Here is a 16,974-nt window from a genome sequence, read left to right as displayed (position 1 = left end):
TTTAAATTTCTTCAAATTTAGAGCAGAGTATTCGACAAACACAGTATCAGTTTTGTATATTTGAATGGACACAGTTATCTTTATCCATGCATAAAGATTTTTTGTATAGCGAGATAGCAAACAAAATTGCCTTTCAGATCAGAAATGGCGTTTTAAAGGCGGGCGATAGATTGCCTTCTGTTAGAATCCTGTGTCAAGAACATGGTATTAGTATGAATACAGCAAAAAGGGTATTCTTAGAACTGGAAGCCCAATCGCTCATCAATTCAAAGCCACAATCAGGTTATTTTGTAAACCACTTATCTTCTCCGAAGCTTCCTCTTCCTGAAACAAGTCGACCCTTATCTATGGCCAATGATCATGAACCTGATGAACTCATTAGCAAAGTTTATGGCAATATGGGAAAGGATGACCTTACACTTTTCTCTATTGGAATTCCTTCCGGGGACCTCCTGCCATTAGCAAAACTGAAAAAAGAGATTGTGCAGTCGACACGGCGACTTCGGGAAGGGGGTACTGAATATGAGTCCTTACAAGGCAATCTAAGGTTGCGAAGAATGGTTGCTGCCCGTTCGTTAGCTTGGGGAGGAAATCTAAGTGAAGATGATCTGATAACCACCAGCGGTGGCATGAACGCCCTATCTTTTAGTTTAATGGCAATTGGAAAACCAGGCGACACCATCGCGATAGAAAGCCCTTGTTATCCCGGCATTTTACAATTAGCCATCAACCTGGGATTTAAAGTGTTGGAACTACCAACACATCCCACTACCGGGATTGAAATAGATGCCTTAAAGCAAGCTATTCCAAAGATCAATCTTTGTTTGTTGGTTCCCAATTTCAATACGCCGCTCGGTAGCTGTATGCCCGATCAACATAAGCAAGCGGTTGTAACTCTTTTAGCAAAACACGGTATTCCACTTATCGAGGATGATGTATATGGGGATCTTTATTTTGGTTCACAACGTCCGAAATGTTGTAAATCATTCGATAAAGAGGGAAATGTTTTATGGTGTAGCTCTATCTCCAAAACGCTAGCACCTGGTTATCGAGTAGGCTGGATTGCTCCGGGTAAATACAAAGATCAGCTCTTGAAATTGAAACTAGTTCATTCCATCTCTTCTACTTCCATCGTTCAAGAAGCTGTAGCTAATTTTTTAAATACCGGTAGGTATGAAAATCATCTTCGACATCTTCGCGGCACTTTACGGGACAATTATCAACACTATATCCAGGCTATAACGGAATATTTTCCAGCAGGAACTAAAATGAGTAGACCACAAGGTGGGCTTGCGTTATGGGTAGAATTTAATAAAAGAATCAATACGACAGCATTATATGATTTAGCCATGAAACAACGTATCAGCATAGCGCCTGGGCGAATGTTTACCTTACAAAATCAGTTTGAAAACTGTATGCGGTTATGTATTGGCTTACCTTGGTCGCAAGAACTAAATTTTAAACTCAAACAACTGGGAAACCTTGCCAAGATGATGTGAATATATTATTCATCGCAGAGATCATACCTGCACAATCATCCCCTTATAATGTCGTAATCATCCCCCTTATTCCCGCCATTGACCATGTATCTTTGATTATCAATTACTTAAAACTAATCAACATGCGTAAATTAAAATTACAGATGCACATGAGCCTAGACGGCTTTGTGGCTGGGCCCGAAGGACAACTGGATTGGATTGGGAGCTTTGGAACAGATCAAGCATTAAACGATTTGATAAACGTCCTTCTCGACAGTTGTGACACGATCATACTAGGCCGCAAAACAACTAACGAAATTGTCAGCTATTGGGAAAACGTGGCGAACAACCAACCCGATAGTCCGGAGTACCCCGTTGCCCAAAAAATAGTCCAGATGCGCAAAATCGCCTTCAGCAGGCAACAGTCATCTATAAATGGTAAAAATGTAGAGGTCAAAAATGGCGATTTGGTGACGGCTGTGCAAGCGCTCAAAAACGAGCCTGGTAAAGATATTCTTGTATATGGTGGCGCCCAATTTGTAAGCGCCTTGATCGCAAACGACTTAATTGACGAATACTATCTGTTTATTAACCCAATTGCCATCGGTAGTGGTCTTAAAATCTTCAAGAACAGAAAGATTTTAAAACTCAAAAAATCAATTTCTTATAATAATGGCTTTGTTATGAATGCTTATATCAACGGCTAATTTATATAATATTAAGGAGACACTGTAGGTTTCCTTAATATTATTAATAAAGATGATCATATCGGAAGAGTTGCTACACAAGCACAGGTCGTGTTAATTTCATCAATTTTCATTTCGTTTCTGAAACTCCTCCACAATGCTTTCCAAGTGCTGATTGGCTTGGGCGAGTATGGTTGGGTTAATCTCTGAAACATGCGATGTCGGCATTAATAGCGCTTCTTTATCAGAAAATTCCAAATAGGCCATTACCGAATCATCTCCCCAATAAAAGTCATAGATAAATGCCACACCCTTTTCATCTTCTTCCAGATAGCTGGCTAAACTTTTTAACCAAGCGAGCATGGGTAAGATCTCTGTATAATTTTCGCTAAAGAACACAATGCCTAAATACCATATACCACTTTCCTCATCATAGTTTTCGTAAGCACCCATTCGGTTATCTTTCACAAATTCTTGAATAATCGCTCCATTATTAGGAATGGAGTAGGTTGAAATATCCGTAAGTGATGGTTTTGAATACATCGCTCTACTTTCCCACCACAACAACCAATTATTATCGATTAAAGGTGGTTGCGGCTTATCCTCAAAGAATGCTGCTAATTTATTTTCCCCAATCTTAATTTGCACATAAAGTGAACATTGTTCTGACATGATACTATATACTTAAATAAGCCCTGCTTTAAATAAAAAATATCCACCACAAATTGTTAACATAGGCATAGCAAATGCCAGTAAAATGATACTTGCCAAATGTAAGCCCCAATAGGAAACGATGCGGACATCTTGCGGATTATCTTCCGCATAAATTATAGCAACCTTTTCGCCAATGGCATATGAAGGTGGATTAGACCTCACCGTAGCCGCATATTTTTGCCGGACTCCATTCACAACGTATTCCATTATCGGCTGGTACATCATTGATGTTCCATGATCCGATTGAGATTCCACCAGTACGTTCTCCATCACAGTAGCCTCCGTTCTAGTTCCGGTATGCAACAGTGTTTTTGTTTTGGTGTATTGCCAGATAGCCGCTATTAATAGACCAATTCCTAATACTAATACTCCTCCGACAATCAAATCAGTCATTTTCATTTTTCCTCCATTTATAGCTTATCTGTTGTAAGATATAACTAATCGGGCAAATATAAAATTTAAATATTACTGATGATATACCAGCAAAGAGAATTACTTCACCTCTTGATAATTCTTATGATCAGTTTTTAAAACCTGTTCATTTTTTCGATTTTGTTTCTCTTCCCTTTTTATCTTTAACCAGCCACTATACAATAAATTCTCATTAATGGTAGGCTTCGGAAAAAACAGACTAGCAAGATAACCTATAACCATTACGAGGATATGGCTATACACACCAAGCATTAATTTGTGATGAGTAAAATTAAATTTTCCCAGGTCTAGAAGAATGTGCTTTTCCGTGCCAACACCGATTTCCGTTGAAGTAAGTAATGCATAAGCAGTGAAAAGTATACAAGTTATAATAGCTATATTGACACCCTTCTCATTTGCTCTGCTAGAAAAAAGCCCCAAGAGAAAGATGCCAACAATACCACCTGAAAAAATAGCATATAAAGTAAATATCACGCCCAAAATACCTTCACTGCCTAAATAGGCATAAACAAATCCAAGCGCTATAGTCATCACGCCAGAAAAGACGACAATCCATCTGCTACTTTTCAGATACGTACGATCCGACTTACCCGGCTTGATTTTCTTGTAATAATCTTCAACCCCTACCGCTGCCAAGGAGTTGAGGTCAGCACTTAAACTACAAATGGCTGCAGAAATCATGGCCGCCAGCACGAAGCCAACTACACCGGTAGGAAGTTCAGTCATAATAAAGTACGGAAACACGCCATTGGCGTTAATTGTTGATGGAAGCGGTTCCTGCGTATAATAGGCAAAAAGTGCAGTGCCGATAAACATAAACAATGCCCATACCGGAACAGTGAGTAAGATTCCCAAAAGGGACGCTCCTATAGCCCCTTTATTAGTCTTTGCTGTCAAATAGCGCTGTACGACGGTTTGGTCTGTACCATATTTTTGTATACCATAAAATAGGCCATTAATTGCCACTACAATAAAGGTAAGGTTTTTAAAATCCATCGTGTAAGGACCGAAACCAGTTCTATGATGTGCTTCTGCGATATTCCATATTTGTTTAGGTCCTCCGTCAACTGCAAAAAAGATCAATACCAAGCAAATAACCCCACTTAAGAAAAGCATAAATCCCTGAAAAACATCCAACCAAATAACCGCTTCTAAGCCCCCGAGCAGGTTGATGGTAATGATCACAGCACCTGTGCAAGCGATAACGAAGAAAGTGTTTGCTCCAGTCATACTACTTAAAGCTACCGCTAATAGGTACAGCACCGTTCCCATACCCGAAAATTGCCTCAATACGAACGCGATGGAGCTGTAATATCTTGCGAAAGAGCCAAATCTTTTTTCAAAATATTCATAGGTACTAAGGCCGATAACCTTTCGGTACATAGGTACAATAAACCATATACTCACCAGTAACACAATTGGCACCATTAACCCCTGTACCAATAAAATCCAATTAGAGGTGTATCCTTCACTTGGGTAGCCTAAAAAAGTAACACTGCTGATTAAAGTTGCTAATAGTGATATACCAATTGCCCAAGACGGCACTCTGCCTCTTGCGGAAAAGAAAGAATGAGTAGAAGTTTGATTTTTTGCATAACGGAGCCCCATGTAAAGCGTTATCATAATTACTATTGTAATTATACCATAATCAACCGCCCCTAATGCAGTTTTATTCATCATACGTTTAATATTAGTTAGTTTTTTGTATTTAGGCTACAGCGATGCACCAGTTATAACTACCCGGCTTTAAAGTTATCCATATTTTTGGTTTTCTTTTAATACTGCAACGAATTACCCCAGGAGCCAATTCCTCCAAGGGCACTAATTTTGATATTTGCAATTGTTCCAATATAGCTCCAGCGGTAGCTCCCCCTTCCACCACAAGTTCCTCAATGGCATTTTGGTCCAACAGCATTTTGATACACTTTGCCATTCTTAGCCTTAAATAAGCTGCGTCTACTTCTGTAGCAGGTGATTGATTATCGAATGCTATGATGGCCTTTTTATGCGCAGCTATCGCGGTGCTTACTTCTATTGTCCAATTGTTTATCCATTTTTCAAAAGTCAATTCACTCCACTGTTGTATTGGAATATAAAACACAGGTTCCTGCGCTGAATCCCACTCCTTAATTCTTTTCACACTAGCTTCGAAATTACTTCCACATACATACAAACACGGCTTCTTAAAACCAGCGAATGGTTTCTTGACGACAGGTTCATCAACTGACTTCACAGCTAAAATTTGCTGTAAAAACGCATGAAAAGTGGAAGCACCCCCTGCAAGTGTTGTCTCTTCCGGTGTTTTTTTTATCCATGCTTTCAAATCAGATTCCGTCTTTGCTTCGCCCAATACAATGCCCCGTTGTGGAAATGGATGTTTCCAAGTTTGTACGCTAACCTCTCCCGTCGCGTGTAACATACGAAGCACATTAGCATCCTTTACCGGAAATTCAGGATCACTGGAAAAATCGGTCTCGTGAATCAGCTTACCATTTACATAGTAATTACTGCCATGTATCGTTCTACCTAAACGAGGATTTGCAGGAAGAAGCAATGCCCGTTTGGTTTGTGTAGCAGCAAGCAACATATTAATTTCGGCCAGCACATGACCTCGAAGTACTGAATCGACTTTTTTAAAAATATAAGTATAACGCAACTGTCTTACCCAGTTTAGTACCTTCCGTAAATATTCCATCGCATCCTCAAGCGGCATGGATCGTGTATCTGTATTGACAATAAATAGATCAATTCCTCGCGTAACGGGAGCATTCAATTGGTTCGCAATCTCTACTTTAAGCTGATAACCCAAACCAATCCCTCCTATTTCAGTGGCCCCTGTTAGATCGTCTGCAATTACTATTATCATTTTTTCACTTTATTCAATGCTAACTGTGTGGCAGCCTTGATTGCCAATAACATGGCATCATGACTTGCGATTCCTTTTCCTGCAATTTCAAACGCTGTACCATGATCAACTGATGTACGAATGATAGGCAAACCCATTGTAATATTAACACCTTTTACGCTATCCATCTGCTGCTTCTCCGAATTCCATTTAAAGCCTGTTAATTTAAAAGGAATATGCCCTTGATCGTGATACATAGCCACTATCCCTCCATAATAGCCCGTTGCTGCTTTTGAAAATAAAGTATCTGCAGGAACAGGTCCTTCAACATCATAACCTAATTTACGGGCCTCTACTACTGCGGGAGCGATTTCTTGATCATCTTCTGTACCAAATAAACCTGAGTCACCCGCATGTGGATTAAGGCCCGCCACACCAATTTTAAGATTCTCCACACCCAAACTAAGTAAGCCGTTATGAAGCAGTTCAATTACTTCCAATATTCGATCTTTTTTCACCAAATCACAAGCTTCTCGCAAGGAAACGTGCGTAGACACGTGGATAACCCTCATTTGCTCTTCCACCAGCAACATAGCATATTTTTTTGTGCCGGTATAATGCGCATAAATCTCCGTATGTCCTGGAAAGGCATGTCCCGCCTCACTAATTGATTTTTTATTAATCGGGCCTGTTACCGTTGCAGCCAGCAGACCATCCATTGCCAGTTCAATGACCTTTTTAACCGATTGAAAGGCGGCGTCTCCTGCTGCGATAGATACTTCACCGAATTTAATAGCATTTAAATCAATTTTTCCCAGATCATATACATCTGGATGGCCAAATGTATACTTAGCCTGTTCAACATGTTGAATGGGGTGGATGACTGCTGGTAAACTTAGTTTTTCTATAATTTGCTCAAACACCTCCACATTCCCTATCAAAATGGGGCGGCATATATGATAAAGCTCTTCTGTCAATAGCGCTTTTATAGCGATTTCAGGTCCAATACTGGCCGGATCGCCCATTGTAATTCCTATAATTGGCTTTTCAGACATGATTATATATATTCAGTTTTATTCCTTCTTCTTTAACAAGTTTCCGAAAGGATACCTTTAACGCATCAATTTCCTCGGCAGAAAGACCTTGTAGCGGCGGCATCATATAAGGTTCACATAAACCGACCGATTGCATCAGCACTTTAAGCGCCCAAAGGGATTCGCCTAAGGTTCTATCCGTTTGATAAAGATCGCCCAACAGATCAGACTGGCGTTGGTATTGATAGGCTTTTTCTTCCGCTCCTTCGGCGATGGCTTGATACATACCTTGATAAATAGATGGAGCAAGATTCCCTGTGCTAGGTACTAAACCATCACTGCCATTTATCAGGGCGTACGTCGATTTAGCCGCCCAACCCAAGAGATGACTAAAATCAGGCCTATCAGACCATAAGGCTAACGATTCCTTTAAACGTTCTTCAGAGCGTTCTGAATCTTTGGTACCTACAATATGTTCGTGATAACTCAACTCATTTAATAGGTCCAAAGGTATAGACATATGCGTAGTGGATGGAATATTGTAGATAATCATCGGTCCAGCCACATGGTCGGCCAATTGTAGAAAATATTCCTTAATCTGGTTCTCAGACAATTTATAATAAAAGGGTAAGGTTGCAACCACTGCATCGGCACCCAAATCAAAGCACATCTTAGAGAACTCTATCGTTTCCCTCATAGAATTGGAAGAGATACCCACATACAATTTATGTTCTGACGACCGGATACCGGAAACGGTTTCCAAATACTCCAACCTTAATGAATTACTTAATAATGCAGACTCTCCTGTAGTGCCCAATATAAAAGGAGATGCATCAAATTGTTTTAAATTTTCTAACATCCGATTAATGGCTTCCTTATCGAGCTGGAATTTCTCATTAATTGGTGTAACTAAGGGAACAATTGTACCATGATATTTCTTTTTTATTTTCATTCGTAACTTAATTTGTTTTTGGTTTCTGTCTTCGTGTATTTCATACTGCTGATTTGAGCGCTCTTAGATTATCGAGTCATTAATAGGCGGCCTGGTAAATCGATACGGCATCTAGCAACGTAACTTCTCTCGGATTGTTCACTAATAGCCTGGTAATTTTCATTGCATCGTCGGCCATTTCAGGAATGGCTTCTTCTGGAATATGTAAGTCGCTTAATTTGCTAGGAAGTTTGCAATCTTCAATAATTTGTTTGATTTTTTCTACTCCTGCCATCGCAGTGGCAGTATCGTTGGCTTTTTTTTCACATCCCATAGCAACAGCAAGCTCCGCATACCGCTTAGGAGCCGATGGAATGTTAAAGGCCATTACATGCGGTAAAAGCAATGCATTTGATAATCCATGAGCAATATGAAAGCGAGTACCTAAGGGGTAGGCCAGTGCATGTACAGCTGCCGTATTTACCGGTCCTAAACAGATACCACCAAATAAACTGCCCATTGCTACTTGATAACGTGCCTCTTGATCGTCACCGTTTTCCACGGCGTTAACCAAATTAGCGGCTATCAATCTTACACCTTCCAATGCATATATATCAATAAAAGGATGCGCAAATTTATTGGTATAAGCCTCCAGACAATGCGTGAGTGCGTCAAGACCTGTAGCTGCCGTTACCGATGGTGGCACGCTACATGTTAATGAAGGATCTACGCAGATCAGATCGGGCACGAGATAAGGACTGATAATGCCTTTTTTTTGGTGATCTACCGGATCGATCAAAATAGCGTTAGGAGACGCCTCACTTCCTGTTCCAGCAGTGGTAGGTACACAAATTAGCTTAAGATGTCTGTTCTGAATAAGATTTTTTCCTACCAGATCTTCCAACTTTTGATCGCTCTTTAGTTGCACAGCCGCCAATTTTGCAATATCTAACACACTCCCGCCTCCAATACCAATAACGCCATCAATATCTTTATCTGTATATTGTTGTACTAGCTTTTCAAAATCTAAAAAGGATGGTTCTTGTTCGATCTGTGTATTAATAAAAAGCTCAACACCTCCCTTTTCTAGTCTATCAATCAACTTGCTCAGTTTAGGCAATAAGGGAGCTATGCTGATAACCAGCACTTTCTTCAGGCCCATTGGTTGAATATCGGAAGCTATCTCCTCTAGGCATCCGTTTCCGAAGGTGACCTTGCTTGGAAAATTAACACTTATCTCTCTTGTAACGATCGTCATAAACACGTAATTATCAATCTCTTTTTTTAAATAAGTAAACAAAATTAATGGCATGGCAAAACCGGCCCCAAAATAGTTCACAATGGCTGCTGTCCTTCCTTATTTCTTGCTGTGGATTAAAGCAGGTTATAAAATGAAATCCAAATATAGCGCCCGTTAAATCGATTTTGTTATACGATTTTCCCTTCATATTATACAATATTTGCATAGAAAATATAAATATTTTACTTTTGAGGAAATCATGGTATAAAAACGATTATTAACTAACCAAAAACTCCTCTATAGAATTTAAGGGAGCGATTAAAAAAACAAAAAAGAGGTTTATAGATGCTATCTGTAACAGATAGACGAAGAAACTTTAGTTTATAAATAATATTTAATAATGAAACCCCGCCTAAAAAAGATACCCATAAAACTGGAAAGCTCCTTTAATATTAAGCACGACGTAATGCCTAATTTCGGCAATGTTTGGCACTATCATCCGGAGCTAGAATTACATTACAATATTAAAGGCGAAGGCTTACGTTTTATAGGAGATAATATTGATAACTTCTCGTCGGGTGAAATCATCTTATTGGGCGAAAATTTACCACACGCTTGGCGATGTCGTGAAGAATATTTTCAACAGAATCCAGATTTAAATATCGAAGCGATCGTTATACAATTTATGCCGGATTATTTGGGAAAAGAATGGGTCAATATTCCAGAAGCCTATATGATTCCCAAACTATATGAAACTGCCAAGAGCGGCATGATTATCTACGGTGAAACAAAGGAGAAAGTAGCTACGTTAATGCAGAAAACGGCAACAGCTGAAGGCCTTGAACGGATCATTCTCTTACTTTCCATACTCAAAATCCTTGCGGAGAGCGAGGAGTATAAATTGATCACCAATGAATACCATGCCTTTAATTCGCCAAATGAAGCAGATACCATTCGGCTAAACAGAGTTTACACATACACTTTTAGCAATTACAAATCAGAAATCAAACTGCAGGAGGTCGCCGCAATAAGTAATTTAAGTGTAACTTCCTTTTGTCGGTATTTTAAGATGATGACTCGAAAAAGCTATTATGATTTTCTAATTGAAATTCGGGTAAGCCACTCCTGCCGTATGTTAATTGAAAACCTTTTGCCTACGGAGGTTATTTGTTTTGAATGTGGATTTAACAACGTTTCTAATTTTTACAGGCATTTTAAGAAACAAAAAGGTGTAACACCTTTGGAATATAAACGTATTCACCTTCGTGACAAACGTAAGTAAACGGCGAGATAATACGGATGAACAAAATCGAGCTCCAGAATGATAAGGAAAGGTATGATGAAGGAATTTTAATCCTTAATCATACCCATAAATTCCGGCAAGTGTTTTTCATATACCCCACGAGGTGTTGTTTGATGCTCTTTCGCCAAAAAAGCAGCCATTCCTACAACCTCTCCCATCATCCCACAAGTGCGCATAACGCGCGTACTTCCAAAGGCTACATGCGTTGTACTAATATCTCTGCCTGCCATAAAAAGGTTATTGATGTTTCGTGAATAAAGACATCGATAAGGTATGGTATATGGCGCTACCCGGATATGTTTGGTACCGGCAAAAAACTCTTCATCGGGAAAATACAAACTATTTTTCTTATCCGGGAAATGAAGATCAATGGTCCACGTAGCCGTCACTGTCGCATCTGGATATATTTTACCTTCCTGAATATCCATCTGCGTCAGGATATGATCGCCCAACAAGCGTCTCGACTCTCGTTTTCCTCCAATATAAGCCACCCAGGCCAAGTCCCTCTTATCATATTTATCGCGTTTATGATTTTTAAGATAAGACCAATTACCATATACAGCCCGAAGGTTATGATCCCGTATTTGCTCTGCTTCCGTAATTGTATTGAAGTTGCCAAAGCCCGTTTCCCATTGCCAATCCGACTGTTCTTCATCAATATGGTATTCATCCGAAAAGGTAAGTGCCCAAGGTGTTTCCGGAAACGTCGTTACACTGTCAACAGGTAAAGAAGCCCACAAATTAGAAGTGCCCAAGGTAAAATCATCCGCTTTATCGGCAGCTAAGGTCTCACCTGTTTCCTGTTTGCTTTCCCGTCCCATACGAAAATCCGCTCCAGCCAAAAACCCCAAGGTACCATCGCCCGTGCAGTCTGCAAAATATTTACCCGTAAAGCGCTTTTCCTGATTCGTCTCAATATCCCGTCCCACAACAGCTTTGACTATATTATTTTCCGTCTCTGCCTGGTAAACATGCGTATTGACAAACAGCGAAAGATTCTTTTCCGCCTTCACGATGGCGAACTTCCGAGCATCGCCATATTCTTTGGCATTCGGGTTACCATTACCAGGATCGCCATTATCTAATTCACGCACAATCCGCCCCAATTTTGGATAATAACTCTTGTCGAGGTCTCCCATAAGATGCACACGCACTTCTGAGCTGTTGTTCCCGCCAAGTAAGGGCCTGTCCTGAATGAGTGCCACTTTCAAGCCCAAACGGGCAGCAGATATCGCCGCACAAGTGCCTGCCACGCCGCCTCCCACCACAACCAAGTCGAAGTCTCCCATTTCTTTTAAACCAGCACGCAAGCCCAATAACTCATTGCGAAGCTTATCCAAAGCCACTAGCTCATTTGGAGGTTCTGCATCACTTCCATTGCTAAACAGAATGGCATCTATCCGACCATTAAAGCCCGTTAAATCTTGCAGCACCAATTCAACCGAATCTTTCTCTACGTTTATCTCGCCTCCGCTGTACCATTTCCAAGCGCTGTCACCACTTTCACCAAAGGTAGGTGCCAAGGCTTTGCCATCAACGTAAAGTTTAAATTTACCAGGCCCCACCGGATAAGGAGCCCAATCTTTTGTTCTTAGCCATACCTTATAGGTTCCTTTTTTTGGAAATTTCACAGTCGCCCTGGCATCTGCGACAGGTCTCCCCATACCGTGAGCCATCAAGTAAGAAGAATGGAGCACCGGGAAGGACTGTTGATCAATAACCCATCCCCCCTTTTGATGAAAAGACTCAGTCTCCACCAACACCTGCTCTTGCGCACCCAATCGCAATAAGCAGAAAAAGAAGATAAGGCTTAATGGATAAATTTTCAAAAAATCGTTCATCATCATTTATTTTATGGTTTACTATAAATTCCTAACTGTTTATTGAAATTTTCACTTAATTGAGCATGCCCATTCATCGCCTCATATACCGCCTCAGCCTTATCTTTATCTGTTGAGGTCAGGTAGACGATAAGTTGCTCCTGCGAAGCTTCCGGAAGCGAATCCTGGCTAGCCAGTACAGCTAATGTCTGCTTGAATAAAGCATTATTTAGGTTTGGCAGATAATCCGTAACGAGACGAACGACTCTAGGATCTAAAGCCAATTGCTTCATCCGCTTTAAAAATACGACTTGTTGGGTATAGGGTGAATGCACAAAAATTCTCCAGAGTTCCTCCTGCTCTTTACGTTCAGCAAAATACCGTAAATTGATTCGCTGCCAAACATGACGGGCTGCAAATACATTGTCACTTGCCAAAACAATCAACACATCAGGAAAAAAGCCCTCACGGATTACCCCGCCCTCATCCATTACTTCATCCAATGCGAAGTACACATAGTGAAAATTAGCACTCCGCAAAAAGCGATGGAGCATTTGATTATCCAACTTTGTTTGAGAAATCTTTTGTATTTCATTCATTACCGGCCCATGTACCAGATGCCATAAAGTATAACAGGTATATAAAGCCCCCTCAATTACCTCACTTTTAACCGTATTCTTTGTCGCACCAGTAACGGCGTCTACCGAATCCGATAAATGTTGCGTTCTAGCGTCAACCAGATCTTCCAATTTAAAATCCTTTAATAAGGAATTTTCATTAGAAAGAATAGCCTGCAGCTGTGCATGATCTTCAGGCGTAAATTCCTCATGGTCCAACTTGGTTAAGGGTTCATCTGCTGGCACCTCGTATCTCAGGTAATTCCCTAACAAATCCCAAAACAACTTGATGCGCACCGGTTTACAGACACTATCTAGGCAAACCGGTGTAAAAATATCCCGAAAAAAGTAGGCAGGATCGTTTTCTCGATCATATACCAGTACCAATGGGTAGGCCTCCCCTGCTTCAGAAACTGTATATTTCTCGCTCTTCTCCTGCGCCGTCACAGCGGTCAACCATAAACATCCTATGAATAAACTAATACCGTAATAAAACTTCGTCTTCATAAACTTAGATCATATCCTCATTAGCAAGAAAACCAGGTATAAGATAGGCATGCAGTAACTTTACAATCAGCATCTGCTTTAAAACGGATTCATCGTGCCCGAAAAGCAGGCTTGATCGAATTATCGTCGGAAATAAACGCTGCAACAAGGCATGATCTTTTTTTTCGTTCATGGAAGAGTAGGTTTATACTAAGCTTTCTAGCGTTTAGATAAATAACTATATTCGAATATATAAAAAATTACCTGTGTCAAAAAAAATCATACTAAATTTCACTTGACTATTTAGCTATAAGTAGCAAGAAAATGCAAGTGGCAATATATAAAGCACAACAGCAAGGCATAAATGCCAACAACAGGTTATTAATACCTAACCAGCTTTGTACAGGTCTTATAGCACCTATCAAAAATGTTTCCTATTTTTGATTAATGCTTACCGAATTCGAACATTATCTTGCCACACAGGCAAACCTACCCAATGAGGCAATCCGCAAAATCAGTACGCTGGCCATGCCCAGGATCTTGCGCCGTAACGAATTCATATTCCGTGCTGGAGAAATTTGCCGGCACAAAATTTTTATTGTCAACGGCTTGCTTAGAACGTTCAATACCACCACAGCAGGTAATGAGCACATCCTGCAATTCTCGCCAGAACTGACATGGACGCTGGATGTAGAAAGCTATGACCGGCAGATACCTTCATATGTCAGCATAGCAGCCGTAGAACCAAGTAATATTTTACTCTGGCACAAGTCAACATTTAACACCCTGCTAACCGAGATCCCCGCCTTCAAAAAATTGGCCGAACAACTTATCTCCCGAAATATCTACCACAGCAGGCAACGCATGCTGACCATCTTGAGTGGCACTCCAGAAGAGAAATATGCAGATTTTATTCGGAATTATCCCGGTTTCTTATCACGATTACCCTTACGCATGATTGCCGCATATCTAGGTATATCGATAAAAACCCTCACCCGTATCCGCCACACACAGCTTCAACGTTAATAGAATGATGGTCAAATGACCTTGTTTAACGGGTTCAGATCTACCAATTTTGTAAGAAACAAAATGTAATTCTATGCGTATATTTGTAACAGGAGCCTCGGGATTTGTGGGCTCCGCCATCGTACAAGAACTTCTTCAGAACGGACACGACGTGCTCGGCTTAGTTCGCTCAGATCATGCTGTCCAACAATTAACAACTGCTGGTGCAAGTGCATATCAGGGCGACGTTAACGATCCAGAAACACTCCGGCAAGGTGCGAGCAATTGTGATGCCGTCATCCACACAGCCTTTAATCATGACTTCTCGCAATACAAAGCTAGCTGCGAAGCTGATCGCCGGGTAATAGAACTACTGGGTGAAGCACTGATAGGTTCGGACAAGTCGCTGGTCATTACTTCGGGAATAGGTCTTTTGCATTACGATCGTCTGCTCACGGAAGACGACCCGCTGTTATCCAGTTCCGACATTGTGCCAAGGGCCGCTTCAGAAGAGGCCGCGAATGCCGTGGCCGCCAAAGGTGTCAATGTATATATTGTACGTTTACCGGCAAGTGTACACGGGGCGGGCGACCATGGTTTTGTGCCACTCGTTATTGACCTTGCGCAGAAAAAAAGTGAATCGGCCTATATTGCTGATGGTAACAATCATTGGCCAGCAGTGCACCGCTCAGATGCAGCATCCCTCTATCGCTTAATTGTAGAAAAACGCCCGGCGCTCAAGGTATTTCATGCAGTAGCAGAAGAAGGTATTCCCTTTCGAAAAATTGCAGAGGAGATCGGTAAAGGCTTGCGCCTGCCGGTAGTCAGCAAAACCGGTGAGGATGCAGCCGCACATTTCGGCTGGTTTACCCATTTCGCCGGTTTAGACTGTGCTGCCTCAAGTGAGAAAACGCGTACAGCCCTAGGCTGGGAAACGAAAGCCGCCGATCTGTTTACGGACATCGCTTCTGCCGATTATTTAGTTCATTAGTTAACATTAAAGATACAGAAGTGTACGCTTGTACACTTCTGTATAATAGAACGTTGTTCAATCCTTTTTTAAGCGCTTTCCCGTCGCATCAAACATTCCCATCAAACTTCCCGTCACATTGTTTTCATCTTCCTTTTTCATTAATAGATTAACGTCATAACCTTGCGCTGTAAAGTAGAGCGTTACCGCATTACCAGCGAGTTCCACACTACTAATTTTCGATATCTCAGTGCCCACAGTGTCCTGCACAACCCCCGCCAACGATTCTGCCGCCTTGTCTAATACAAAAACCATTGTTGCGTCGCCATTTGGCGTCCCCTTTACGAGCACTTTCCATTTACCTACAAAATAATCCGTGCTGTCTTGCTGCTGGGCTTTGACATCTACGTTTAATAACATCAAAAAGATACCGGTAATAAATAAGCTTAGCTTTTTCATAATACGATTGAATTTTAAAAGTTTATAACTGTTTTTTCGAAAAAGTAGCAGGCACGGAAATTATTCCTATCGCACTGCCTAACAAATATATACAATTGTATCATAATGATACAATATAAAAGAAATATTTTTTTCTTCCATTGCATTTCATAACTTAGAAATTGTTATCAGTATAATATGAGTTATCTTAAACAGATCAGTGATAAGGAGTTAAAAGAGGGCATTGAACATTTTATTCAGGAAGCCAAAGGGAAATACGTTCCATCAGTTACATTGGACACTGTGATTTTCGGTTTTCATGATAACAAATTAAAAGTTCTACTACTGCGATTTGCTCAAACAGCGCACTTCATTCTTCCAGGTGGCTATTTAAGTAAAGACGAGGATCTGGACATGGCAGCACTACGTGTTTTACGAGAGCGTACCGGGCTCGACAATATTTTTTTGGAGCAATTTTATACCAGTGGCAAAAAAAATCGAACAAGTAACTCCATTGTCTCCCAACTCATGAAAGACCTTTTAGGCAATTTACCAGCAGATCATTGGTTTAATCAGCGTTTCGTTTCTGTTTGCTACTACGCACTGGTAGATGACACCAAAGTGAATCCTAAACCCGAGCCATTTTTCACCGAATTTAAATGGTTTGATATTGAAGCTATCCCCGTACTTTTATACGATCACAATCTAATTGTAGAAAAAGCTCTTAAGCGTTTACAGACCGACCTTGATACCAAGCTTGTTGGTTCAAAGCTCATGCGTGACTCTTTTACCATGAACGAGCTACAAAAACTGTATGAAGCAGTATTTCAACATCCATTCGTTAGAACAAACTTTCAACGCAAGATGTTAAGCCTTGGGATTTTAGAGCGTCTCGAAAAACAATATACAGGAAAATCTCATAAAGCCCCTTATCTCTATCGTTTTACAAAGGATCCACTGGAAGATTAAAGTGGT

17 protein-coding genes are annotated in these 16,974 nt (G+C 40.6%); 6 read left to right on the top strand and 11 right to left on the bottom strand.

Features of this window, described 5'->3' with window-relative positions:
* The first annotated feature begins 86 nt into the window (after window positions 1-86).
* Window positions 87-1,499 carry an aminotransferase-like domain-containing protein gene (locus BMY50_RS01445; protein WP_093317245.1) on the top strand — a complete coding sequence of 471 codons (1,413 nt, stop codon included), beginning with the start codon at window positions 87-89 and terminating at the stop codon, window positions 1,497-1,499.
* Window positions 1,496-2,185 (top strand): dihydrofolate reductase family protein, encoded by a 690-nt coding sequence (locus BMY50_RS01440; RefSeq protein ID WP_202907719.1) that lies wholly within the window; start codon window positions 1,496-1,498, stop codon window positions 2,183-2,185. The genes BMY50_RS01445 and BMY50_RS01440 overlap by 4 nt, the downstream gene beginning before the upstream one ends.
* A 102-nt stretch (window positions 2,186-2,287) precedes the next feature.
* On the opposite strand, the gene BMY50_RS01435 is transcribed toward BMY50_RS01440, so the two are convergent.
* The 7 genes from BMY50_RS01435 to BMY50_RS01405 all read right to left on the bottom strand — a co-directional run bounded on the left by BMY50_RS01435 (window position 2,288) and on the right by BMY50_RS01405 (window position 9,378).
* Window positions 2,288-2,836, bottom strand: coding sequence for a hypothetical protein (locus BMY50_RS01435; protein WP_093317240.1), 549 nt, complete (start codon window positions 2,834-2,836; stop codon window positions 2,288-2,290).
* Window positions 2,837-2,848: 12 nt separating this feature from the next.
* Complete coding sequence (locus tag BMY50_RS01430) at window positions 2,849-3,277, bottom strand: DUF3592 domain-containing protein (RefSeq protein WP_093317235.1); 429 nt, start codon at window positions 3,275-3,277, stop codon at window positions 2,849-2,851.
* Window positions 3,278-3,370: 93 nt separating this feature from the next.
* Window positions 3,371-4,990, bottom strand: coding sequence for a sodium:solute symporter (locus BMY50_RS01425; RefSeq protein WP_238383640.1), 1,620 nt, complete (start codon window positions 4,988-4,990; stop codon window positions 3,371-3,373).
* 28 nt (window positions 4,991-5,018) lie between these two features.
* Window positions 5,019-6,176 (bottom strand): four-carbon acid sugar kinase family protein, encoded by a 1,158-nt coding sequence (locus tag BMY50_RS01420; RefSeq protein WP_093317226.1) that lies wholly within the window; start codon window positions 6,174-6,176, stop codon window positions 5,019-5,021.
* Complete coding sequence (pdxA, locus tag BMY50_RS01415; RefSeq protein ID WP_093317222.1) at window positions 6,173-7,210, bottom strand: 4-hydroxythreonine-4-phosphate dehydrogenase PdxA; 1,038 nt, start codon at window positions 7,208-7,210, stop codon at window positions 6,173-6,175. The genes BMY50_RS01420 and pdxA overlap by 4 nt, the downstream gene beginning before the upstream one ends.
* On the bottom strand, window positions 7,203-8,141 hold the full coding sequence (locus tag BMY50_RS01410) for a dihydrodipicolinate synthase family protein (protein ID WP_093317218.1): 939 nt from the start codon (window positions 8,139-8,141) through the stop codon (window positions 7,203-7,205). The genes pdxA and BMY50_RS01410 overlap by 8 nt, the downstream gene beginning before the upstream one ends.
* 79 nt (window positions 8,142-8,220) lie before the next feature.
* Window positions 8,221-9,378: an iron-containing alcohol dehydrogenase gene (locus BMY50_RS01405; protein WP_093323438.1), complete on the bottom strand. Its 1,158-nt coding sequence runs from the start codon at window positions 9,376-9,378 to the stop codon at window positions 8,221-8,223.
* Between the two features lie 382 nt (window positions 9,379-9,760).
* On the opposite strand from BMY50_RS01405, the gene BMY50_RS01400 reads away from it, so the two are divergent.
* Window positions 9,761-10,642 (top strand): AraC family transcriptional regulator, encoded by an 882-nt coding sequence (locus BMY50_RS01400; RefSeq protein WP_093317213.1) that lies wholly within the window; start codon window positions 9,761-9,763, stop codon window positions 10,640-10,642.
* Window positions 10,643-10,710: 68 nt separating this feature from the next.
* On the opposite strand, the gene BMY50_RS01395 is transcribed toward BMY50_RS01400, so the two are convergent.
* The 3 genes from BMY50_RS01395 to BMY50_RS28055 are packed head-to-tail and all read right to left on the bottom strand — an operon-like array spanning window position 10,711 to window position 13,779.
* Window positions 10,711-12,510: an FAD-dependent oxidoreductase gene (locus BMY50_RS01395; RefSeq protein WP_238383639.1), complete on the bottom strand. Its 1,800-nt coding sequence runs from the start codon at window positions 12,508-12,510 to the stop codon at window positions 10,711-10,713.
* Window positions 12,511-12,515: 5 nt separating this feature from the next.
* Complete coding sequence (locus BMY50_RS01390) at window positions 12,516-13,607, bottom strand: hypothetical protein (protein ID WP_093317208.1); 1,092 nt, start codon at window positions 13,605-13,607, stop codon at window positions 12,516-12,518.
* 4 nt (window positions 13,608-13,611) lie between these two features.
* On the bottom strand, window positions 13,612-13,779 hold the full coding sequence (locus BMY50_RS28055; protein WP_162276505.1) for a hypothetical protein: 168 nt from the start codon (window positions 13,777-13,779) through the stop codon (window positions 13,612-13,614).
* 254 nt (window positions 13,780-14,033) lie between these two features.
* On the opposite strand from BMY50_RS28055, the gene BMY50_RS01385 reads away from it, so the two are divergent.
* Both BMY50_RS01385 and BMY50_RS01380 read left to right on the top strand, forming a co-directional pair.
* Window positions 14,034-14,612, top strand: a complete 579-nt coding sequence (locus BMY50_RS01385) for a Crp/Fnr family transcriptional regulator (protein WP_093317203.1) — start codon at window positions 14,034-14,036, stop codon at window positions 14,610-14,612.
* A 73-nt stretch (window positions 14,613-14,685) separates the two neighbouring features.
* Window positions 14,686-15,582, top strand: a complete 897-nt coding sequence (locus BMY50_RS01380) for an SDR family oxidoreductase (RefSeq protein ID WP_093317199.1) — start codon at window positions 14,686-14,688, stop codon at window positions 15,580-15,582.
* A 57-nt stretch (window positions 15,583-15,639) separates the two neighbouring features.
* Here the strand turns inward: BMY50_RS01380 and BMY50_RS01375 are convergent, their stop codons facing one another.
* Window positions 15,640-16,020, bottom strand: a complete 381-nt coding sequence (locus tag BMY50_RS01375; RefSeq protein WP_093317196.1) for a hypothetical protein — start codon at window positions 16,018-16,020, stop codon at window positions 15,640-15,642.
* A 177-nt stretch (window positions 16,021-16,197) separates the two neighbouring features.
* On the opposite strand from BMY50_RS01375, the gene BMY50_RS01370 reads away from it, so the two are divergent.
* Window positions 16,198-16,968, top strand: coding sequence for an NUDIX hydrolase (locus BMY50_RS01370; protein WP_093317191.1), 771 nt, complete (start codon window positions 16,198-16,200; stop codon window positions 16,966-16,968).
* Window positions 16,969-16,974 lie beyond the last annotated feature (6 nt).

This window comes from Olivibacter domesticus (genome assembly GCF_900109575.1).
GTDB lineage: Bacteria > Bacteroidota > Bacteroidia > Sphingobacteriales > Sphingobacteriaceae > Olivibacter > Olivibacter domesticus.
Note: the sequence above shows the minus strand (reverse complement) of the source record. Positions and strands in the feature narration are given on the sequence as shown.